The 18,393-nt window shown below is 27.9% G+C and carries 14 protein-coding genes and 1 tRNA gene; 8 read left to right on the forward strand and 7 right to left on the reverse strand.

Annotated elements, in window-relative coordinates; translation table 4 throughout:
• Nucleotides 1–875 precede the first annotated feature (875 nt).
• The 6 genes from asnS to ruvB all read left to right on the forward strand — a co-directional run bounded on the left by asnS (nt 876) and on the right by ruvB (nt 8,285).
• Nucleotides 876–2,225 (forward strand): asparagine--tRNA ligase, encoded by a 1,350-nt coding sequence (asnS, locus tag KW512_RS02740; protein ID WP_258841291.1) that lies wholly within the window; start codon nt 876–878, stop codon nt 2,223–2,225.
• Nucleotides 2,226–2,235: 10 nt separating this feature from the next.
• On the forward strand, nt 2,236–2,877 hold the full coding sequence (locus KW512_RS02745; protein WP_258841292.1) for an RDD family protein: 642 nt from the start codon (nt 2,236–2,238) through the stop codon (nt 2,875–2,877).
• A 2-nt stretch (nt 2,878–2,879) separates the two neighbouring features.
• On the forward strand, nt 2,880–5,138 hold the full coding sequence (locus KW512_RS02750; protein WP_258841293.1) for an ATP-dependent helicase: 2,259 nt from the start codon (nt 2,880–2,882) through the stop codon (nt 5,136–5,138).
• 2 nt (nt 5,139–5,140) lie between these two features.
• Nucleotides 5,141–6,568 (forward strand): hypothetical protein, encoded by a 1,428-nt coding sequence (locus KW512_RS02755; protein ID WP_258841294.1) that lies wholly within the window; start codon nt 5,141–5,143, stop codon nt 6,566–6,568.
• Between the two features lie 102 nt (nt 6,569–6,670).
• Entirely contained in the window at nt 6,671–7,336 is a 666-nt protein-coding gene (ruvA, locus tag KW512_RS02760) for a Holliday junction branch migration protein RuvA (protein ID WP_258841295.1), read from the forward strand.
• Nucleotides 7,314–8,285, forward strand: coding sequence for a Holliday junction branch migration DNA helicase RuvB (gene ruvB, locus KW512_RS02765; RefSeq protein WP_258841296.1), 972 nt, complete (start codon nt 7,314–7,316; stop codon nt 8,283–8,285). The genes ruvA and ruvB overlap by 23 nt, the downstream gene beginning before the upstream one ends.
• 753 nt (nt 8,286–9,038) lie before the next feature.
• On the opposite strand, the gene KW512_RS02770 is transcribed toward ruvB, so the two are convergent.
• Nucleotides 9,039–10,916: a DUF2779 domain-containing protein gene (locus KW512_RS02770; protein WP_258841297.1), complete on the reverse strand. Its 1,878-nt coding sequence runs from the start codon at nt 10,914–10,916 to the stop codon at nt 9,039–9,041.
• Between the two features lie 22 nt (nt 10,917–10,938).
• Nucleotides 10,939–12,087 (reverse strand): hypothetical protein, encoded by a 1,149-nt coding sequence (locus KW512_RS02775; protein WP_258841298.1) that lies wholly within the window; start codon nt 12,085–12,087, stop codon nt 10,939–10,941.
• A gap of 214 nt (nt 12,088–12,301) precedes the next feature.
• On the opposite strand from KW512_RS02775, the gene uvrB reads away from it, so the two are divergent.
• Together uvrB and KW512_RS02785 are read left to right on the forward strand one after the other, a co-directional pair.
• Nucleotides 12,302–14,296 (forward strand): excinuclease ABC subunit UvrB, encoded by a 1,995-nt coding sequence (uvrB, locus tag KW512_RS02780; protein WP_258841299.1) that lies wholly within the window; start codon nt 12,302–12,304, stop codon nt 14,294–14,296.
• A gap of 15 nt (nt 14,297–14,311) precedes the next feature.
• Complete coding sequence (locus KW512_RS02785; RefSeq protein ID WP_258841300.1) at nt 14,312–15,172, forward strand: Sua5/YciO/YrdC/YwlC family protein; 861 nt, start codon at nt 14,312–14,314, stop codon at nt 15,170–15,172.
• A gap of 70 nt (nt 15,173–15,242) precedes the next feature.
• Here KW512_RS02785 and KW512_RS02790 read toward each other — a convergent pair.
• From KW512_RS02790 to KW512_RS02810, 5 genes are all read right to left on the reverse strand, one after another.
• Nucleotides 15,243–15,319, reverse strand: a tRNA-Ile gene (locus tag KW512_RS02790).
• Nucleotides 15,320–15,379: 60 nt separating this feature from the next.
• Entirely contained in the window at nt 15,380–15,775 is a 396-nt protein-coding gene (gene rpsI / locus KW512_RS02795) for a 30S ribosomal protein S9 (protein ID WP_010321069.1), read from the reverse strand.
• 1 nt (nt 15,776) lies between these two features.
• Complete coding sequence (gene rplM / locus KW512_RS02800; protein ID WP_258841301.1) at nt 15,777–16,214, reverse strand: 50S ribosomal protein L13; 438 nt, start codon at nt 16,212–16,214, stop codon at nt 15,777–15,779.
• Nucleotides 16,215–16,327: 113 nt separating this feature from the next.
• On the reverse strand, nt 16,328–17,113 hold the full coding sequence (gene rsmA / locus KW512_RS02805; RefSeq protein ID WP_258841302.1) for a 16S rRNA (adenine(1518)-N(6)/adenine(1519)-N(6))-dimethyltransferase RsmA: 786 nt from the start codon (nt 17,111–17,113) through the stop codon (nt 16,328–16,330).
• Nucleotides 17,094–18,341: a TatD family hydrolase gene (locus KW512_RS02810; protein WP_258841303.1), complete on the reverse strand. Its 1,248-nt coding sequence runs from the start codon at nt 18,339–18,341 to the stop codon at nt 17,094–17,096. Before KW512_RS02810 ends, rsmA begins: the two co-directional genes overlap by 20 nt.
• Nucleotides 18,342–18,393 lie beyond the last annotated feature (52 nt).

Below are 18,393 nucleotides of genomic sequence, written 5' to 3' on the forward strand. Positions count from 1 at the left end.
ATCTAATTTAATTCTCAAATATCATAAAAATAAATAAAATACCAGTAATTTCTGGTATTTTATTTATTATTTAAAAAATGGTGTAGATACCTGAGTCTGAAAGTTTGATGACAAAAATTTACTTTTTAGTGAATATAAATATGCAAAAGCGCCGCTAAATATGGGTTTTTTGACCTAAAATCTTAATTTTTATTATTTTAAAATTAACCCTTTGTAAAAAAAAAAAAAAAATGCTTGGTCTAAGAAAAAATTATGTTATAATAGAGCCACTAAGAATGAATTAATAAATTTAATATTGAATTAAGGGGGAATTAGTTATGTTTTTTGTCTAGAAAATCAGAAAATGCGAATTATCCATTATATTTTTAAATATGATGGAATGCCTTAAATTTAACCGTTTAGAAATCTATAAATTTAAGGCTTTTTTTATTGTTCTTTCAAAACTTCATATATTTTTTTAGGCTCAATGTAAGTAAAAATGAGTTTTCTATTTGCATTGAGTTTAAATAGTAGTTGTATTTTTTTATGATTTTTGTTAGGTTTTTAACTAAAAAAGGTAGTTTAAAAATTTCATAATTTTGCTTTTTAAGTTAAAATTTTAGCTTTTTTTAGTTTACTTTATTTGATTAATAAGTAGATTTTTCTTTCGCGAGTGTTAGATTTAAAATTTAGTGTTTTTGCCTTGATAGTTATTTTTCCTGAGTTTGCTAAAAAAGTTAAAAAAGGGTCTAAAAACGCGGACAGTTTTTTAAGATTATCTTATCAAACTGGAAACTCGTGATTTTAGTCTAATTTTTATAGAAGTTAAAAAAAATAAATAAAATACCAGTATTTTCTGGTATAATATTTAATATTTGAAAAATGGGGTAAATAAGATGTCGGTATCAATTAATGAAATTTTTATACATCCTGAGTTGTATGATCAGAAGAAAATTACAGTTCAAGGTTGAATTACAAATATTCGCGGTAATCTAAAAATAATGTTCGTCGAACTAAATGATGGTTCGTCATTTAAAAATTTACAATGTGTCCTTAAAAGCGATAATATGGACTTGTCAAAAGCAGAAAATTTAGCAATTGGTGAAGCTATTGAAATTAGTGGTGTTTTTTCAAGCACTCCTGAACGCCAACAAAATGGTGAGGTTTTAGTTGAGGATTTAGAGGTCAAAGGTCGTAATTATAACAATAATTTTCCGATTCAAAATCAAGAAATTTCCTTAGAAGTTTTAAGACAAATTCCACATTTTCGTCACCGAACTCGACTTTTTCGTGCGATAATGAAACTAAGATCTTCACTTTTTTATGAAATTCATAAATTTTTTCGTCGTCAAGGATTTGTTAATTTTTCAGCGCCAATTTTAACATCAAACGATGGTGAAGGTGCTGGTGAAACTTTTATTGTTGACGATGAGCAAAAAGATTTTTTTAACAAAAAAACAACTTTAGGCGTTACAGGACAACTTCATGCTGAAGCCTATGCTCTTGGTTTTAAAAAAGTCTACACTTTTGCCCCTACATTTCGAGCTGAGAGATCAAATACTAGAAAACACGCTGCTGAATTTTGGATGATTGAACCCGAAGTAGCATTTTTTGATCTTGAAGAAATTATTGAATTAGCGACAAAATTACTTCAAAAAGTAATAAAAGCTGTAATAATTCGCAACAAAGATGAATTTACATTTCTAGAAAAAGTTGGTGATAAAAACCTGCGCCGACGTTTAATTCAATTCTGTGATTCCCAAGTAGCACAAGTAACTTACGAAAATGCAATTAAATTGCTGTCTGAGCACAAAGATCAATTCGAAGAAAAAAACCTGTTTTTTGGAGCTGATTTAAAAACTGAGCATGAACGCTTTTTATCTGAACAAATTTTCCGCGCCCCTGTTGTTGTAATTAATTATCCAAAATCTCTAAAAGCATTTTACATGCACCAAAATGATGATGGCCAAACTGTAGCAGCTTTTGATCTTTTAGTTCCAGGAATTGGTGAGTTAATAGGTGGATCCCAACGTGAAGTTCGTTATGAAAAATTACATGAAAGAATTAACGAGCTAGGCATGAAAGTTGAAGATTTTCAATGATACCTTGATTTGCGTAAATTTGGTAACCCCGGCTCAAGTGGTTTTGGACTTGGTTTTGAAAGATTGCTAATGTTTGTTACTGGCATTGATAACATTCGTGATGTAATACCTTTCCCAAGAACGAATAAAAATATTTTAATGTAAGAGGATAAAATTGAAAATTGATTTTGTAAAAGCAGGTTTTTGAAGACGTTCATTTGCAGGATTAATTGATTTTGTATTCCTTTTCTTTACTTTTTTAGCATTTTTTTACCTATTTTTGGTATTAACTGAATGGTCAAAAATAAAATTTTATCTTTGAATTCTAAATGTTTTTTTATTTGTAATTCTTTACCGCATTTTTTTAATTATTTTTTTAAAGCAAACAATTGGACTTTTTTTAACAAAAACTAAAGTTGTTTTTTTTGATGAAAACCTTAATTTTTTAAAAAAATTCAGAGTTTTACTAAAAAGGGAAGCATTTTTAAGTCTTAATTGAGTATTTTCACTTTTATTTTCCTCAATTATTTTAGATCTGAGTTTCGGAATTGATCTTAACTTTTTTGAAACTTTTAAAAATTCAAGTCAAAATTTAACCTTTTTTCAACAAATTAGCTTAAGTTTCCCCGCTTTATTTTCAAAAATTAACTTTTTCTTCTTAATTGTAAATAACCTCTCAATTTTAGGTTCAAAAAAATTAACAATTATTGATTCTTATTCTAAAACAACTATTTGCTTGAAACAAACGCTTAAAAAACCAGATTATTTAAGTTCAATTCATGCAAATTTTAGTCCAATTCATTGGGAGGTTAATTAATCATGTCATCACAAAATATTCTTTCACAACTAAATGACAAACAAAAAATCGCTGTTATTAGCAATAGTTCGCATCTGAGAATTGTTGCAGGTGCTGGAACAGGAAAAACAACTGTTCTAACAAAAAAAATTGCCTATATTATTAATGAATCACTAGCATATCCCAATCGGATTTTAGCGCTAACTTTTACAAATAAAGCCGCTGAAGAAATGCGAACTCGTGTCGAAAAACTTGTTCATGAAAAGGCAAAAGATATCCAAATTTTAACTTTTCACTCGCTTTGTAATTTGATTTTGCGAACAGAAGCAAAAAATATTGTTGAAATTGATGAAATTCAGATAAATGATTACCGTTTTAATATAATTGATGAGCAAGATCAGCGTAAAATTATAGAAAAACTTTTAGGTGCAAATCTTAAAACATCTGAAGAAAAAGATGATAAAAAAATTAGCGCATTTCAAGCGATTGAATTTATTTCAAGAGCCAAAAATTTAGAGCAATCCCCGGTCCAAGCACTCAAGCAAGCAAATACTGAAGCTGAATTAATTAAAGCCAATGTTTATAAAAATTATGTTGAAAAAACAAGGGAAAATAACATAATTGATTTTGACGATTTGTTACTTTATACGAAAATAGCATTTGAAAAAAATCCACAAATTGCCCAGCGTTGACAGAAAAAATTTGACTTTGTGCTTGTTGATGAATTTCAAGATACCTCGCTGATTCAGTATTCTATTTTAAAGTTTTTTATTAAAGATAATACAAAATTATTTGTTGTTGGTGATCCTGATCAGACCATTTATTCTTGAAGAGGTGCTGATGCATCGCTTATTCTTAATTTAGAAAATGATTATCCTGATTTACAAACAGTAATTCTTGATAAAAACTATCGCTCAACACAAAATATTCTTGATGCGGCTAACCATTTAATTTCAAATAATAAAAACCGAATAAAAAAGAATTTAGTAGCTCATTCAACCGAAAAAATTGATATTCATTTTGAAGATCTTGGTAATGAAAGAGGTGCTGAAGTTGACTGAATTTACGAAACTATCCAAAGTTTAGTTACAAAAAACAAAGTAAATTATCGAGATATTGCAATTTTAGCACGCTCAAATTTTTATTTTCGCCAAATAATTGACAAACTTGATGCCCACAATATCCCTTATATAAAACACGGAAATTCTCCTCTTGCTGCAAAAAAGGAAGTCCGTGAAGCTATTTATTTTTTAAAAGTCATTGAAAATTCTGATCCTTATGCTTTTGAGCAAATTATTAATGTGCCTGCAAAAAAAATTGGTGCCATAACAATTAGCAAACTAAATGATTTAGCGGCTAAATTTGAACTTAATTTGTACGATTTTTTATTTAATTACTATTCGGGGAAAATCAATTTAAAAGAAACACACGGCAAAATTCCGCTAACTATTGAAAATCAAGCCAAAATTAAAAATCTTTTTGAAAGAATAACCGCCGCAAGGCGATTCAAGTCTGAAATTGAAGAAAAAAATCCGACAGTTTTTAAACTTTTTTCGCAAGTTCTTGACTCTTTTTTGAAAAAAATTAACTACTTTAGTTCAATAAAAGATCCTAAACAAGAAGCAGACACAAAAGAACTTTTAGAAAAATACTATGAATCACTTGATAATTGACAAATCCAAAATCCTGGCAAAAAATTAGCTGATTACCTTGATTATGCAGTTATTTCTCATTTTGAACAAACCGAAAGCCCAAATCGAATTAATTTATTAACAGTTCATTCTTCAAAAGGGCTTGAATTTGAGTATGTTTTTTTAGTTGGTATGAATCAAGGAGTTTTCCCTTCGCAAAAAGTTATTGACCAAAATCTTGAGAGTGAATACGAAGAAGAAAGAAGGCTAGCATTTGTCGCAGTAACTAGGGCAAAAAAAGTTTTATATATAACAAACGGATTTCGTGGTACTTTTTATAATGATCATGGTCGCCGTTGAAAATCTAGTCAAAATTCAATTTCACCATTTATTAAAGAGATGAAAATTAAGGCTGAACAATTCTATCAATTTCGCAAACTTGATGCAACTGGAAAGCTTAATTACCAAAAAACTGATTCAGAAAATGTTGATTTTGCCCCTGGAAATCATATAGCCCATCTAAAATTTGGTAAAGGAATCATTTTGGAAGTGCGCGCTGACTCAATTTTGGTCAAATTTTTCGATATTCCTGGTGATAAAGGGATAAAAACACTTGTTAAAACTCATAAGTCCATTGAAAAAATTTCGTAAAAATGTCTCCACAAATTCAAACTTATTTAATAATTGCACTAATTTTGTTAATTAGTATTTTTTTTGTTTGCTTTTTGATTATAGTTTTACTTTTTGCCAATAATAAAAAAACAAAAATTCTTCCTTTAATTCCTTTTACTTATGATTCTGATTTAAAAAGAATCCGTGTTAGCGATGTTTTTTCGCTTCCTAGTTTAAAATATATTGTTGAAAACAACAATTTACTAACAGGACTTTGGGTGAGTCAATCTGATTTTATTTCACTCCTTGAAGAACCATACCAAAAATTATTTCTTTCACGAATTGATAATTGAAAAAAGGGTTCAATTACAATCAAATTTCAAAAAAGATTTCTTTTTAACAATAATTTTAAAGTTTTTTTTCAGGATAAATCAAAAAACGGTTTTGTTTTAATCCAAATACAAAAATCAATTTTTGATATTGCTAAATACCAAAAAACCTTTAAAAATCGACTAGTTGACAAACTAATTCTTGATTTTGCTAGTCCAAGTTTTCTAGTAAGTTTTAGTTTTCCTTTTGAAGTAACGGCTGATTTTGCTAAAAATTTTTATATTTCCTACAATAAACATCTCCCTTTTTTTGTTAAAATTTCTAATTTTTCCATTTTTTACTTTGAAAATATTTTGATTATGCAAATATGTGCAAAATCACCTAAAATGCTGGAAAAAATTAGAAATTCATACAAAAATTTTGCAAAAATCCATAATTTAGGTAATTTTTTGTCTTGGGTGATTATAAATTTAGACAGTCAAATAAATTATGACTGAAAAATAGAAATAAAAAAATTTTTTAACCAAATAACTGCAAAAAAAACCTCATTTCTTGAAGTAAATTCAAGTAGTGCACAGTTTAAGTCGATTATTGACAATAAAACACAAGTTCAGCAAATATTTAATATACAAAATCATTTTCTTGCCCATATTTATCAATTTGATAATAAAAACCCTGTTTATAGCGTCTTTGATTTAGACTTTCATAACAACCAAAAAATCGATGAATTATTAAAATTTTTAACCCAAAACCCTTCATATGATCATTCGCGAAATATTTACAAAATTAATTATATAATCGCGCAAAAAATGCGTAATTATGCAATTGATTTTCAAAAATTAACATTTTTAATTGAAACAGAAATTAATATACCAGAAACAAATATTAGTCATATTCCTAATATTTGCTATCAAAAAATAGTTGATTCTAAGCTTTTTTATTATCTAGCAATTAATAAACCACCTTTTTTATTTATTAAGAATCTTAATGATTTTACCGATTTTAGTGATGGAAATGATATAGTTGTTTCATCACTTGGCGAATATGCCCGTCGTGAAAAAGTAAAAGTTGTTTTTAAAAAGCAAGATATAACAAAATTTAACTTTGGAAATAAGAATTTTCCTCTCTATTATTGGTAAAATAGTAAAATTTGCTTCTTTTTCCTAATTTTTTCCTTTTTTTGGCCAAAAACAGTTAAAAAATTAATTTTGGTTGCAACAAAATACTATAAGGGAGCAAAAATGCAAATTTATCAATATGGAAAAATTGTCTCAAAAAACAAAAATTATTTAATTATTGAAAATCAAGGAAGTGGATATTTACTGTATGTTCCACGGATTGACCGTTTTAATACCGATGAAAATAGAAAAATTTATATTTACGAATATGAAAATGATTATTCAAAAATAACTTACGGATTTGCAAGCTTCCGTGAAAGAATTTTATTTGAAGATTTAATTTCAATTCAAGGAGTTGGTCCAAAAACTGCTATTTCTATCCTTAACAGCGGTTTGCAAAACTCAATTAATTTAATAGCCGCAAACGATTGAAAAGGTCTTTCAAAAATTCCTTATCTTTCCGAAAAAAATGCTAAACAAATTGTTTTTGAATTTCACGGAAAATACAAAAAATTTCTTGAGAATGACAAAAAACAAAATCAGGAAAATATTCTTGAAACTGATTCTAAAGAAGTCGATAAAACTGATGATTTGAATGATGAAATTCTCCAAAATAATTCAGTCGAAGAAAAGACATCATCCGAACTTGAAGAAACACTAAAAATGCTTGGCTTTAAACCTAACCAAATTAATTATGCACTCACAAAAGTTGAGCCTAATGAAAATTTCGAAAACTTAATAGAACAAGCTATCAAGATTATTTCAAATGCCAGAGAATTTAGAAGTTAGACCGACAAATTTTGATAATTTTATTGGCCAACAAAAATTGGTTGAAACACTGAAAATTTTAATTTCATCTTCTCAAAAACGCAAACAGGCTTTAGACCATATTTTATTTTATGGGCCTCCTGGAACCGGCAAAACTACATTAGCAAATATTGTAGCAAACGTTCTTGAATCCAAAATTAAGTATGTACAAGGACCATTACTCGAAAAAAAGGCCGATGTTCTTGCTATTTTAGCAAATATTTCTCAAGACACAATTCTTTTTATTGACGAAATTCACGGTATTAATAAAAATATTGAAGAGCTTTTATATTCAGCGATGGAGGAGTTTGTTATTGATTTACAAATTGGGGTTGATGGCGAGCAAAAAATTATGCGGATGAAATTGCCGCATTTTACATTGATTGCTGCATCAACAAAACTAGCGCAAATTTCAACGCCTTTGCAAAATCGATTTGGCTATATTGCTAAAATTGTCAACTATACAACTGATGAAATGGTTCAAATTATTTCAAATTCTGCAGCGATTTTGAAACTGGAAGTTAACAAGGAAATTATTAAATATATTGCTAGTTTTTCAAACAACACCCCTCGGATTGCTAATAATTTATTAAAAAGAATTCGTGATTTTGCACTTGTTTTGAATAAAAAGAAAATTGACCGTGAAATTGTTAACAAAACTTTTGACAGCATTGGTATTTATAACCAAGGTCTTTCTCAAATCAACATCGAATATTTAAATACGTTATTTAAAATTTTTAAAGGAAAATCTGTCGCACTCGATGTTCTTGCTAATGTTTTAAAGGAACATCGGCAAACAATTATTAATATAATCGAGCCGCCATTAATTGAAAAAGAATTAATTGAAAAAACTCCTAGAGGTCGTCGAATAACTGCAAAAGGTAAGCAATATTTAACTGATTTAACTATTAAAGATGAAAAACACACCTAAAAAGCGCAACCTTTTTAGGTGTTTTTGTTTCAATTTGTGCTATTCCTGAGTTTGGCAATTTGATGGTAAAAATTCACTTTTTAGTGATTATAAATGCGCAAAAATACCCGTAAATCCGGTTTTTTTGCCGCTAAAATCTTAATTTTTATTATTTTAAAATTAACTTTTTGTAAAAAAAAAAAAAAAATGCTTGGTCAAAAATAAAATTCTGTTATAATAGAGGCACTAAGAATGAATTAATAAATTTGATATTGAATTAAGGGGGAATTAGTTATGTTTTTTGTCTAAAAAAGTCAGAAAATGCGAATTATCCATTATATTTTTGAATATGATGGAATGCCTTAAATTTAACCGTTTAGAAATCTATAAATTTAAGGCTTTTTTTATTGTTCTTTCAAAACTTCATATATTTTTTTAGGCTCAATGTAAATAAAAATGAGTTTTCTTTTTACATTGAGTTTAAATAGTAGTTGTATTTTTTGATGGTTTTTGCCAGTGTTTTAAACTAAAAAAGTAGTTTAAAAATTTGATAATTTTGCTTTTCAGCTAAAATTTTAGCTTTTTTAGTTTGCTTTATTCGATTAATAAGTAGATTTTGTATTCATGAGTGTTAGATTTAAAATTTAGTGTTTTTGCCTTGATAGTTATTTTTCCTGAGTTTGCTAAAAAAGTTAAAAAAGTCCAAAATAAACTAGGACAGTTTTTTTAAGATTATCTCATCAAACTGGGAAACTCTGGGGACGAAAAGAACACCTAAAAAAGCGTAACCTTTTTAGGTGTTTTTGTTTCAATATGTGTCATTTTATCCCTATTTTCATAAATAAATTTTAAAAAATCCCAAACCATTATCATCGCTATAACATCATTTTGGCAGTAAATTTGTAAATTTTTTCTAGTTTCTATTCACTCCATGTCTCCAATGTAATTGAAATAACGATCAACGGCTTTAATCATTGCTTCAAGACCATTTTTTACAGCTAATTTTTTATAAGGTGTTATTAAGTGATCTAAATTATAATTATATTCATTAATAAAATTTTCAATTTTTTTAATTGAGTAAAAACCTTTAAGATCAGAAATTACAACTCAATATTTTGAGAATGGGTCCTTTAAATCAATAGTTTTAGCAATTATTTCATCAACATTTTTTTGATATTTTTGAATTTTTTCAATTGCCTCATGATATGGATTATTACTTTGGTAATGCATAAAAATTATGTTAACCATTTCTTTAAGTCTTGTAAGTTCGTATGATTTGTTGAAAACAACGTAAAAATCAGCGCTTTCGAGATAAATTTTATCAATTATTTTGCAAAAATTATCCCAACTATAAGTTTTAGGGTCAAAAACGACATTAGTTTCGTCAAAATCTTGAGGCAAAATTTCTCCATTATCAGTAACAACAATTGAAACTTGGGTAACAATTTGTTGAAAAGGTTGGGCATAATCCATAGCTGGGAAAGGCAAAGAAAGTGCTTCAAAATCATACCAAACAATTTTTTTTCCATTCATTTTATTAATGAAGGTTTCTAAATTTTCAATTTCATTAATAATTATTGAATTACTTTTTTTGAAAAAATTATATCAATATGAATTTTTTTCAAAAGAAATGAGTCTAGTTTCATCATTAACAAGTGATAAAATTCTTCTAGAATTTAAAAGCGTTCCGCTAATACCGGTTAGTTGAGGATAAAACTGTTCAACCAGGAAAGCAAAGTTAGGGCTTTTTTCAAAGGCACTGTTATCAATTTCACTAGGTTTACTAAATTTTGTTACATTTTTAGCATCAATAATCTCATCAATAGCAATATTGACAGGGATCATGTGAACAGGTTTTTTATCTTTAACCTTAGAAATTTTTTCAATTTGATTTCTGAATAAGTTTTTTATTATTTTATTGTTCTCTAAAAATGTATTATCTCAAAACTCATCTAAACTAAGACCATTTTGCTTTGCAATTTTTTTTGCAAGAAAAATATTTCCACTTTCAGAATCAGCTTTGGATATAGTTTTTGCTGATTTATACCTTGAAATTCAGAATGTTTCATGAAATTCAATTTTATTTTTTTTTGGATGTTCAACTGTGTTAATTAAAAAACAAGATACTTCATCAATCGGATTTAAATCACCGCTGATTTCTCGAAGCATATAATTAGATATTCAAAAATCCCAATTTGCTCTTAAATAGTCTTTGACTTTAGTTGAGGTAGAAAGCTTTAAAATACTTAACTTTTTGTTAAAAACAAAAAAAACTGACGGCTTAGCCGATGCGTTTTTATATTCAAATGCAGGGTTAAAGATTATATCACATTTTTGATTTTTATAAAAATCAACGGTTTGCTCAATTTTTTCATCAATTAAAATTTTAGAAACAAGACAAATTTTTTTGTCAGCAAACCTTTCCTTTATATAAAAGTAAAATGTTTTGTTAAAACTTTTAAAAATATTTTCATGCAATTCGGGAAATTTCATTTGATTTTCATGAAAAGAGTCAAAATCTCAAAGTTTTTGATCAAAATCATCATCATCTAAGTCAATTTCATCTGAATTTTGTGCATCTGGATTGTTTCAAATAAAATATTTTTGTTGAGTATGCAATTTTAGGTAATGAGAAAAATTAATTTTTTCCATTTAAATACAAAACCCTTAATAATTAAGTGTCTATTTGAAATTTTTGCTCTAAAATTGCCGGGTTAACTTTCAAAATATTTGGCGAATCAATAAGATTTTGATCAAAAATATGACTATCAGTAAAAAGCTTATTATAACCGCCAACAATTTTATAAAAATTATTTTGTGATCTTCAAGGCAATTTTACTCTAAAAATAAAAGTATTATCTTCATTTTCCACAGGTCTGACATAATTTGCTAAATATTCAATATCTTTATTGTTAATTTGATCAAATCCGGTTTGAACCCCTGTATTTTCGCGTTTAAAAACAAGAGTATAATTATTTACAGTGTTAATTTTAACTACTCCAGGGCTAAATTTAACTTTAAAATCAACATCAATATTTTGAAGGTCGCTATGAATTTGTCCTGCGAATTTACTATTAGAAACTTTGACGCCAACGATATCACCATCGGTTCTAAAAGTTAATGGAAATAAATTCTCGTCAAAACTTAGCATGTTGCCCTTTTGATCATAAAGGCCTGAAATTATGTAAGTTGTGTCTCGTTCAAGATTTTTGAGGTTTACATATAAAGACTGATCAGATCTTAAGTTATGTGTAAAACTTTGTGTTTCAGGATTAGAACGAAGTGCGCTTGCCTTTCTATATTGAACATCAATTTGCTGTGATGATAAAGTTGTATCAGAAAGTGAAACCTTAAAACTATATTGGCTTGAAGGGTCAGTTGCCTCTAGTTTTTGGAATGAGCCAGGAATTATTGTTGGATTTGGATTAGTTTGAAAAACATTTCCGCGAACAAATAACCGCTCCTCTTCTTGGCCGTTAATGCGAGTAATTCTAACAACATATTTCGTTTTTGAGTCTAAATTGTTAATTTTTAGTAAAACTTTGGGCTTATTTTCGTGAAGTGCGCGAAAAGCTGAAAATTTAACCTGCTCATAATTGTCAGTGTTTTCTTTTCTTAATTCAACTTTGAATGTTTTAGATACATTTTCCTGTGGAGCTAGTGAAATATTATTTAACAAAAGTTCGACAGATTTTGATTGTATATTCTGAATTGAAATTTCTGGAATTTCGGCATTTGAGCATGCAACAAAAATAACAGGTACTGAAGAAAATAAACCTGTCTGAAGTGTCAAAAATTTTATTTTTCTTTTAAAATTTTTCATAATTTCCTTTTTCTCTCATTCCTAAATAACAAAATTATACCACAAATTGCTAAAATTATTGTTTTAATAAGTATTTAAAATTTAATTTTTTTCATTTTTTGTCTAAAACAGAAAAAATTAATCACAGAAAAAGCGTACAAAAATAAATATAATAGAATAAACGAAATTTGTGCTAAAATTTCTTTTATTCTGCAAAAAAACGGTCTGATTTCAAATGATAAGTGAAAAAAAATTTAATAAATTCCACCTTAAGGCAAATTATAAACCTAGTGGGGACCAACCCAAAGCAATAAAAAGCATAATTCAAAACATTGAAACTGGTAAAGAATCGCAAATTTTGATGGGTGTAACTGGTTCTGGAAAAACTTTTACAATGGCAAACGTAATTGCGCACTTTAACAAACCAGTATTAGTTTTGTCGCACAATAAAACGCTCGCTGCTCAATTATATACTGAATTTAAGGAATTTTTCCCTGAAAACCGGGTTGAATTTTATGTATCATACTTTGATTTTTATCGCCCTGAATCATACCTTCCTTCAAAAGATGTTTATATTGAAAAAACAAGTAAAACAAACGCTGATCTTGAAGCAATGAGAATGTCTGCCCTTAATTCGTTAATCGAGCGAAATGATACTATTGTTGTTGCTTCAGTTTCGGCAATTTATGGAACTCTAAACCCGAATGAATATCATGATAATTTTTTGCTTATAAGTGTGGGTCAGGAAATAAAACCAAAAGAATTAGCCCTAAAATTAACTAGAATTAAGTATCTTAATAACTTAGTTGAGCAAAAACCGGGACTTTTTTCACTAAAAGGTGATGTAATTGAAATTTCGCCAGCTTGAGATGAAACTTTTAACATCAGAGTTGAATTTTTTGGTAATACAATCGAAAAAATTAGCACAATTCAGCCAGTATCAAAAAAGCTAATAAAAACCTATTCGGTCTATACAATTTATCCTGCCACTGCATATAGTGTTAAAAAAACTATAATTGATAAAGCAATTGAATCTATTAAAATTGAGCTTGAAGAACGTTTACTTTTCTTTGAGCAAAATAATAAACTTGTGGAAAAACAAAGGCTAAAAGACCGAGTTAATAATGATATTGATTCTTTAAGTGAATTTGGAATTTGTTCTGGAATTGAAAATTATGCCCGTCATATTGACGGCCGTCAACAAGATGAACAACCATTTTCTTTGCTTGACTATTTGCCGCAAGATGCCCTAATTTTTATTGACGAGTCTCACGAGATGATCAAACAAATTGATGGAATGTTCAAAGGTGACCGAAGTCGCAAGCAAACACTAGTTGACTATGGTTACCGTCTTCCTTCTGCACTTGATAATCGTCCTTTAAAATTACATGAATTTGAACAATTTAGACAGCCTAAAATTTTTGTTTCAGCCACACCAGCTCAATATGAACTTGAAAAAACTGATGGCGAAGTTGTTAGTCAAATTATAAGGCCAACTGGATTGCTTGATCCTGAAATTATAATTGAAAATACTGATAACCAAATGGCAAAAATTTCTAAATATTTAGATTTGCAAAAAGAAAAAAAGGAACGAACTTTAATTTTAACAACAACAAAACGCAACGCTGAGGAAATTAGCAAATATTTGCAAGAAAAAAAATTACACAATGTTTATTATTTACACTCAGAAATGACAACCTTTGAACGTGATGAAATTATTATTAAATTACGTAAAGGAATTTTTGATGCAATTGTTGGGATAAATTTGCTTCGTGAAGGTGTTGATATTCCGGAAGTTTCATTGATTCTTGTATTAGATGCAGGTCTTGCTTCTTTTTTAAGGTCAAAAACATCATTAATTCAAATAATTGGTCGTGCTGCTCGAAATCAATCAGGAAAAGTAGTCCTTTTTACTGATGGAATTACAAAAATAATTCAAGAAGTTATTAATGACAATTTAGCTAAACGAAAAATTCAAATACAACACAATCAGGAAAATAAAATAATTCCAAAAACAATAAAAAAACCAATTCCTGAAAGTATAAATCCAAATGCTCTAAAATTAAGTAAAGTTCTTCATGAGAAAAAAATGAATAAAAAAGAGATCGAAAAACAGATACAAATTTTAGAAAAAGAAATGAGAAACGCCTCTAATGCTAACCGTTTTGAGGAAGCTATTCAAATTCGGGACCTAATTGCCGAAATTAAACAAAAAGCGGATCAATTTTAAAAATAAAGTGTTAAAATGAAATTGGAATTATTTTATAATAAATCACTCTCATCGCTATGTTTTTATGATAGTCAAAAAAAAATGCTAATTAAAGTAAAAACACCTGTTTTTACAGCATTTTTTTCAGATTTGAAGTCTAAAACTATCAGATTCAATTTTTGCTTTAATTTAAAAATTTCTTATTTTAATAATTTTTTATTTTGACTTGCAAACCAAAATTTAATTTTAAAAAACAATTTATCTAACGGACTTAATTTGTCTAAAAACAAAATATTTATTCTAAAATTGTTGAATAATTTCCACATTTTGTTTTGAAAATACCAGATCAATAATCTTGTCATTTTTATTGAAGATGATAAAGTATTTAGCGATTTATTTGCGCAAAACTATGCCGTTTTCAAGGAACAAATTTATAAAAACTCTAAGTTATTTATTTGTTCTACAGACACTGTTGTTGGACTTGGTTCTTTTTATCATGATTTGGATCTTGAGGCAATTTACAAAATAAAAAACCGTGATGTTAGCAAAAAAATCGTGACTTTGGTAGGAAAAATATCACAAATAAAGCCATTAATTAGTCCAAGTAATTACAAAATTCTTAAACAAAAAAGCAAAAAATATTGGCCTGGTGCAGTTACTTTTATAATTGAAAAAAAATCATTTAGAATTCCTGGGCTGAAAAAGTGCCAAGACTTATTTATAAAAAATGGGCCTGCTTTTGTTACTAGCGCCAATATTTCTGGCCAAAAACCGCTTAATTTTAAAGGAGCTCGCCAATTATTTTGACAAATTACAAAATTTTACGATTTTGGTCATGGTTCAGGTCAACCCTCAAAAATTTATGATATTGATCTAAAAACGTGAGTTCGAACTTAAAATTTACTTTTTAAAAATAAAAAAAAAAAAAAACCTTTGGAAAAAAGGTTTTTTTAAAGTCAATTAGATATGGTGGGAACGAATGGGATCGAACCATCGACCTCACGATTATCAGTCGTGTGCTCTAACCGTCTGAGCTACGCTCCCGAAGGTGATATAACTATAGCAATATAATTATATCATATTTTTTTAAAAAGGAAGAAAAAATTACCGTTTTGAAAATTGACGTGCTCTTCTTGCTTTTCTTAATCCAAATTTTTTACGTTCTTTTGCTCTAGCATCACGTGTCAACATTCCAGACATTTTAAGACTTGGGCGATAATCAGCTGAAATCTCTAATAAAGCTTTTGCAATTCCTAGTCTAATCGCACCGGCTTGCCCAGAAATTCCACCACCATGAGCATTAACGCGAATATCAAATTCAGAAATTGTATTTGTAATAGCTAGTGGTTGTAGAGCGTCTTTAATTAAAATATCAGATTTTAGGTACTCTTTTGCTATTCGGTTATTAATTTTAAAATGACCATTTCCACGTTTTAAAATAACACGGGCAACTGAAGATTTTCTTCTTCCTGTTCCATAATAAGTTAATTCTTGATTCATTCTAATATTTGACCTCTAATTTTTCAGGGTTTTGACCTTGGTGTGGGTGTTCAGTTCCGGCATAAACATAAAGATTTTTTCTTTGTTTGTCCCCTAGTTTTGTGTGAGGTAGCATACCATAAACCGCTTTTTCAATTAAAGCAATTGGTTTTTTTGCTCGAAGTTCTCTAGCAGTTCTAACTTTTAAACCGCCAGGATAACCAGAGTGTCTATAATATAATTTTTGGTCTTCTTTTTTTGCTGTTAGTAAAATTTTTTCAGCGTTAATTATAATTATTTTATCTCCCATATCAACGTTAGGAGTAAAAAGCGGAGAGTGTTTTCCGCGTAAACGGCTAGCGACAAACGCGGCTAAACGCCCTAAAATTTGCGAATCTGCATCAATAACAAACCATTTTCTTTCAACTTCATTTGGTTTTATAAACGTAGTTTGTCTCATGACTACCTTTCTATAATTTTTAAAAAGATTTTATAAAAATAATGTAACGACTAAGGGAGGGAGATTTTTAAAATTATACACTATTTTTTGAAATTCAAAACAAAAAATAAAAATTATTTATTTTTAATATTATCGAAATAAAAATTTGAAAGTCTAGCGTAAGTTTCAAAATTTATTTCTTGTGGGCGTATTTTTGGGTCAAAATTGAAAAAATTAAAAATTTTTTCAATTTCATCTTGTGACAAAAAATTTTTGAGATTATTATATAATGTTTTTCGCTTGAACTGAAAGCACAATTTTGTAAATTTAAAAAATTGTGCAACTTTTTCAGAGTTTAAATTTTTTCTTATTGAAAAATAAACAATAGCAGAATTTACCTTTGGAACCGGAAAAAAAGAACTTGGAGGTACAACAAAAAACTTTTTTACTTCAGCAACATATTGGCAGGCTAGTGATAATTTTGAGTAAGATGGTGAGCCTGGCGTTGCAATAATTCTATCAGCAACCTCATTTTGGACCATTATTAAGATTTCATCAAATTTTTCAAAATTATCAAATATTTTAAATAGAATTTTTGATGTTATATAATAAGGAAGATTTCCAATAACTGTTTGTTTTTCTGAAAAATTCAGATCCGAAAGTAAAAAATCCGCATTAATTATTTTTATATTCTTGTTTTTAAATTTATTTTCAAGCAGTGGAATTAAATTTTTGTCAATTTCATAACAAGTCAAAAATTTAGCTTTTTGGACTAAAAATTTAGTCAAAAAACCGGTTCCAGGTCCTATTTCAACAAGATTTTTATTTGTTAGGTCAATACTACCTACAATTTTTTGGGCAATTTTTTCATCTTTTAAAAAATTTTGACCTAGATGTTTTTTAGGCGATATTTTTAGCATTTTTTACCTTAAAAATTTTTAGTGCATTTTCATAAACTATTTTTGAAAGCTGCCTTTTTGTTAAATTTTTCAAATTAGCTATTGTTTGATAGGTATTTTCAATTTGCGGAGATGTATTGGGCCAAACTTGACGATTAGGTTCAGGACTCAAATATGGCGTATCAGTTTCACATAAAATTCTTGAAATCGGAGTTTGGGATACTATTTTTCTTAGTTCAACACTCTTTTTAAAGGTTATTACCCCTGAAAAGGAAAAATAACAGTTTTTTTTGTTGACTATTTCTGTGAATTTTTCATAATTTGTTGAAAAATTATGAAAAATAAAGTTAATTTCAGGAAATTTGTCAATTATTAAAAGTATTTCATTAATCGCCTTAAATTCGCCAGGTTTGTCGCGAATATGTAACATTACAGCGATTTCATTGCTTTTTGCGATTTCAATTTGGACCAAAAGTGCATTTATTTGTTCTTGTTGGCTAGGGTTATTTTCATAATAAAAATCAAGACCAACTTCGCCAATTGCCACCACATTTTTGCCAATGTATTTTGAAAGGTTATTATAATTATCTGTTGTTTTTATTAAATTTGGATGTATTCCGATAATTTTATATATATTATCAGAATATGAACTAATTGGTTTAATTTCTTCAAGATCCTCTCAAGAAGTTCCAACAACAAAAAGAAGACCAATATTATCATCAAATCATTTGCTAATTTCTTGCTTTGGGTTTTGAAAATATTCTAAAAAAGGATGGCAGTGTACATCGGTAAAGTTATATTTTTCAATTTCCTTAATTTGGAATGCCAAAAATGAAGAATTTTCTTCTTGAAACCAAGGTGCAAAAAAATTTTTGAAAACTATACTTTTTTGGTCAATTTTAAGATAAAAATCTCCCAATTTATAGTGTTTTTTAATAAAATCAAGTATAAATTCGCCAATAATATTAATTCAGTTAGGATCCAAAAGTTGACTAAAAAAAACCAAACTTAAATAGAAAGTCTGTTCTTTTTTAGAAATAATAAAATGTGCTAAACTAAAGTCTAAATTTTTGTCAAAGTCAACAATGGTAAATTCATGATTATTTTCAAAATTTTGGAAATAATCCAAATTGGTAACATTAGTTTTACCATTTTTAGTTTTTAAATTTACTTCTAAATTAAATTTTTTAATCGAATTTAGAAGTAAATTCAAATGCCGCGGAGAAAATTGCTCGATTTTTAAATACATTATAACTTTTCGAAATATTATTAAAATTAATTATATTTTATTATATAATTAT

Origin of the sequence: Mesomycoplasma ovipneumoniae (assembly GCF_024758565.1) — a bacterium.
GTDB classification, from domain to species: Bacteria; Bacillota_I; Bacilli_A; order Mycoplasmatales; family Metamycoplasmataceae; genus Mesomycoplasma; species Mesomycoplasma ovipneumoniae_B.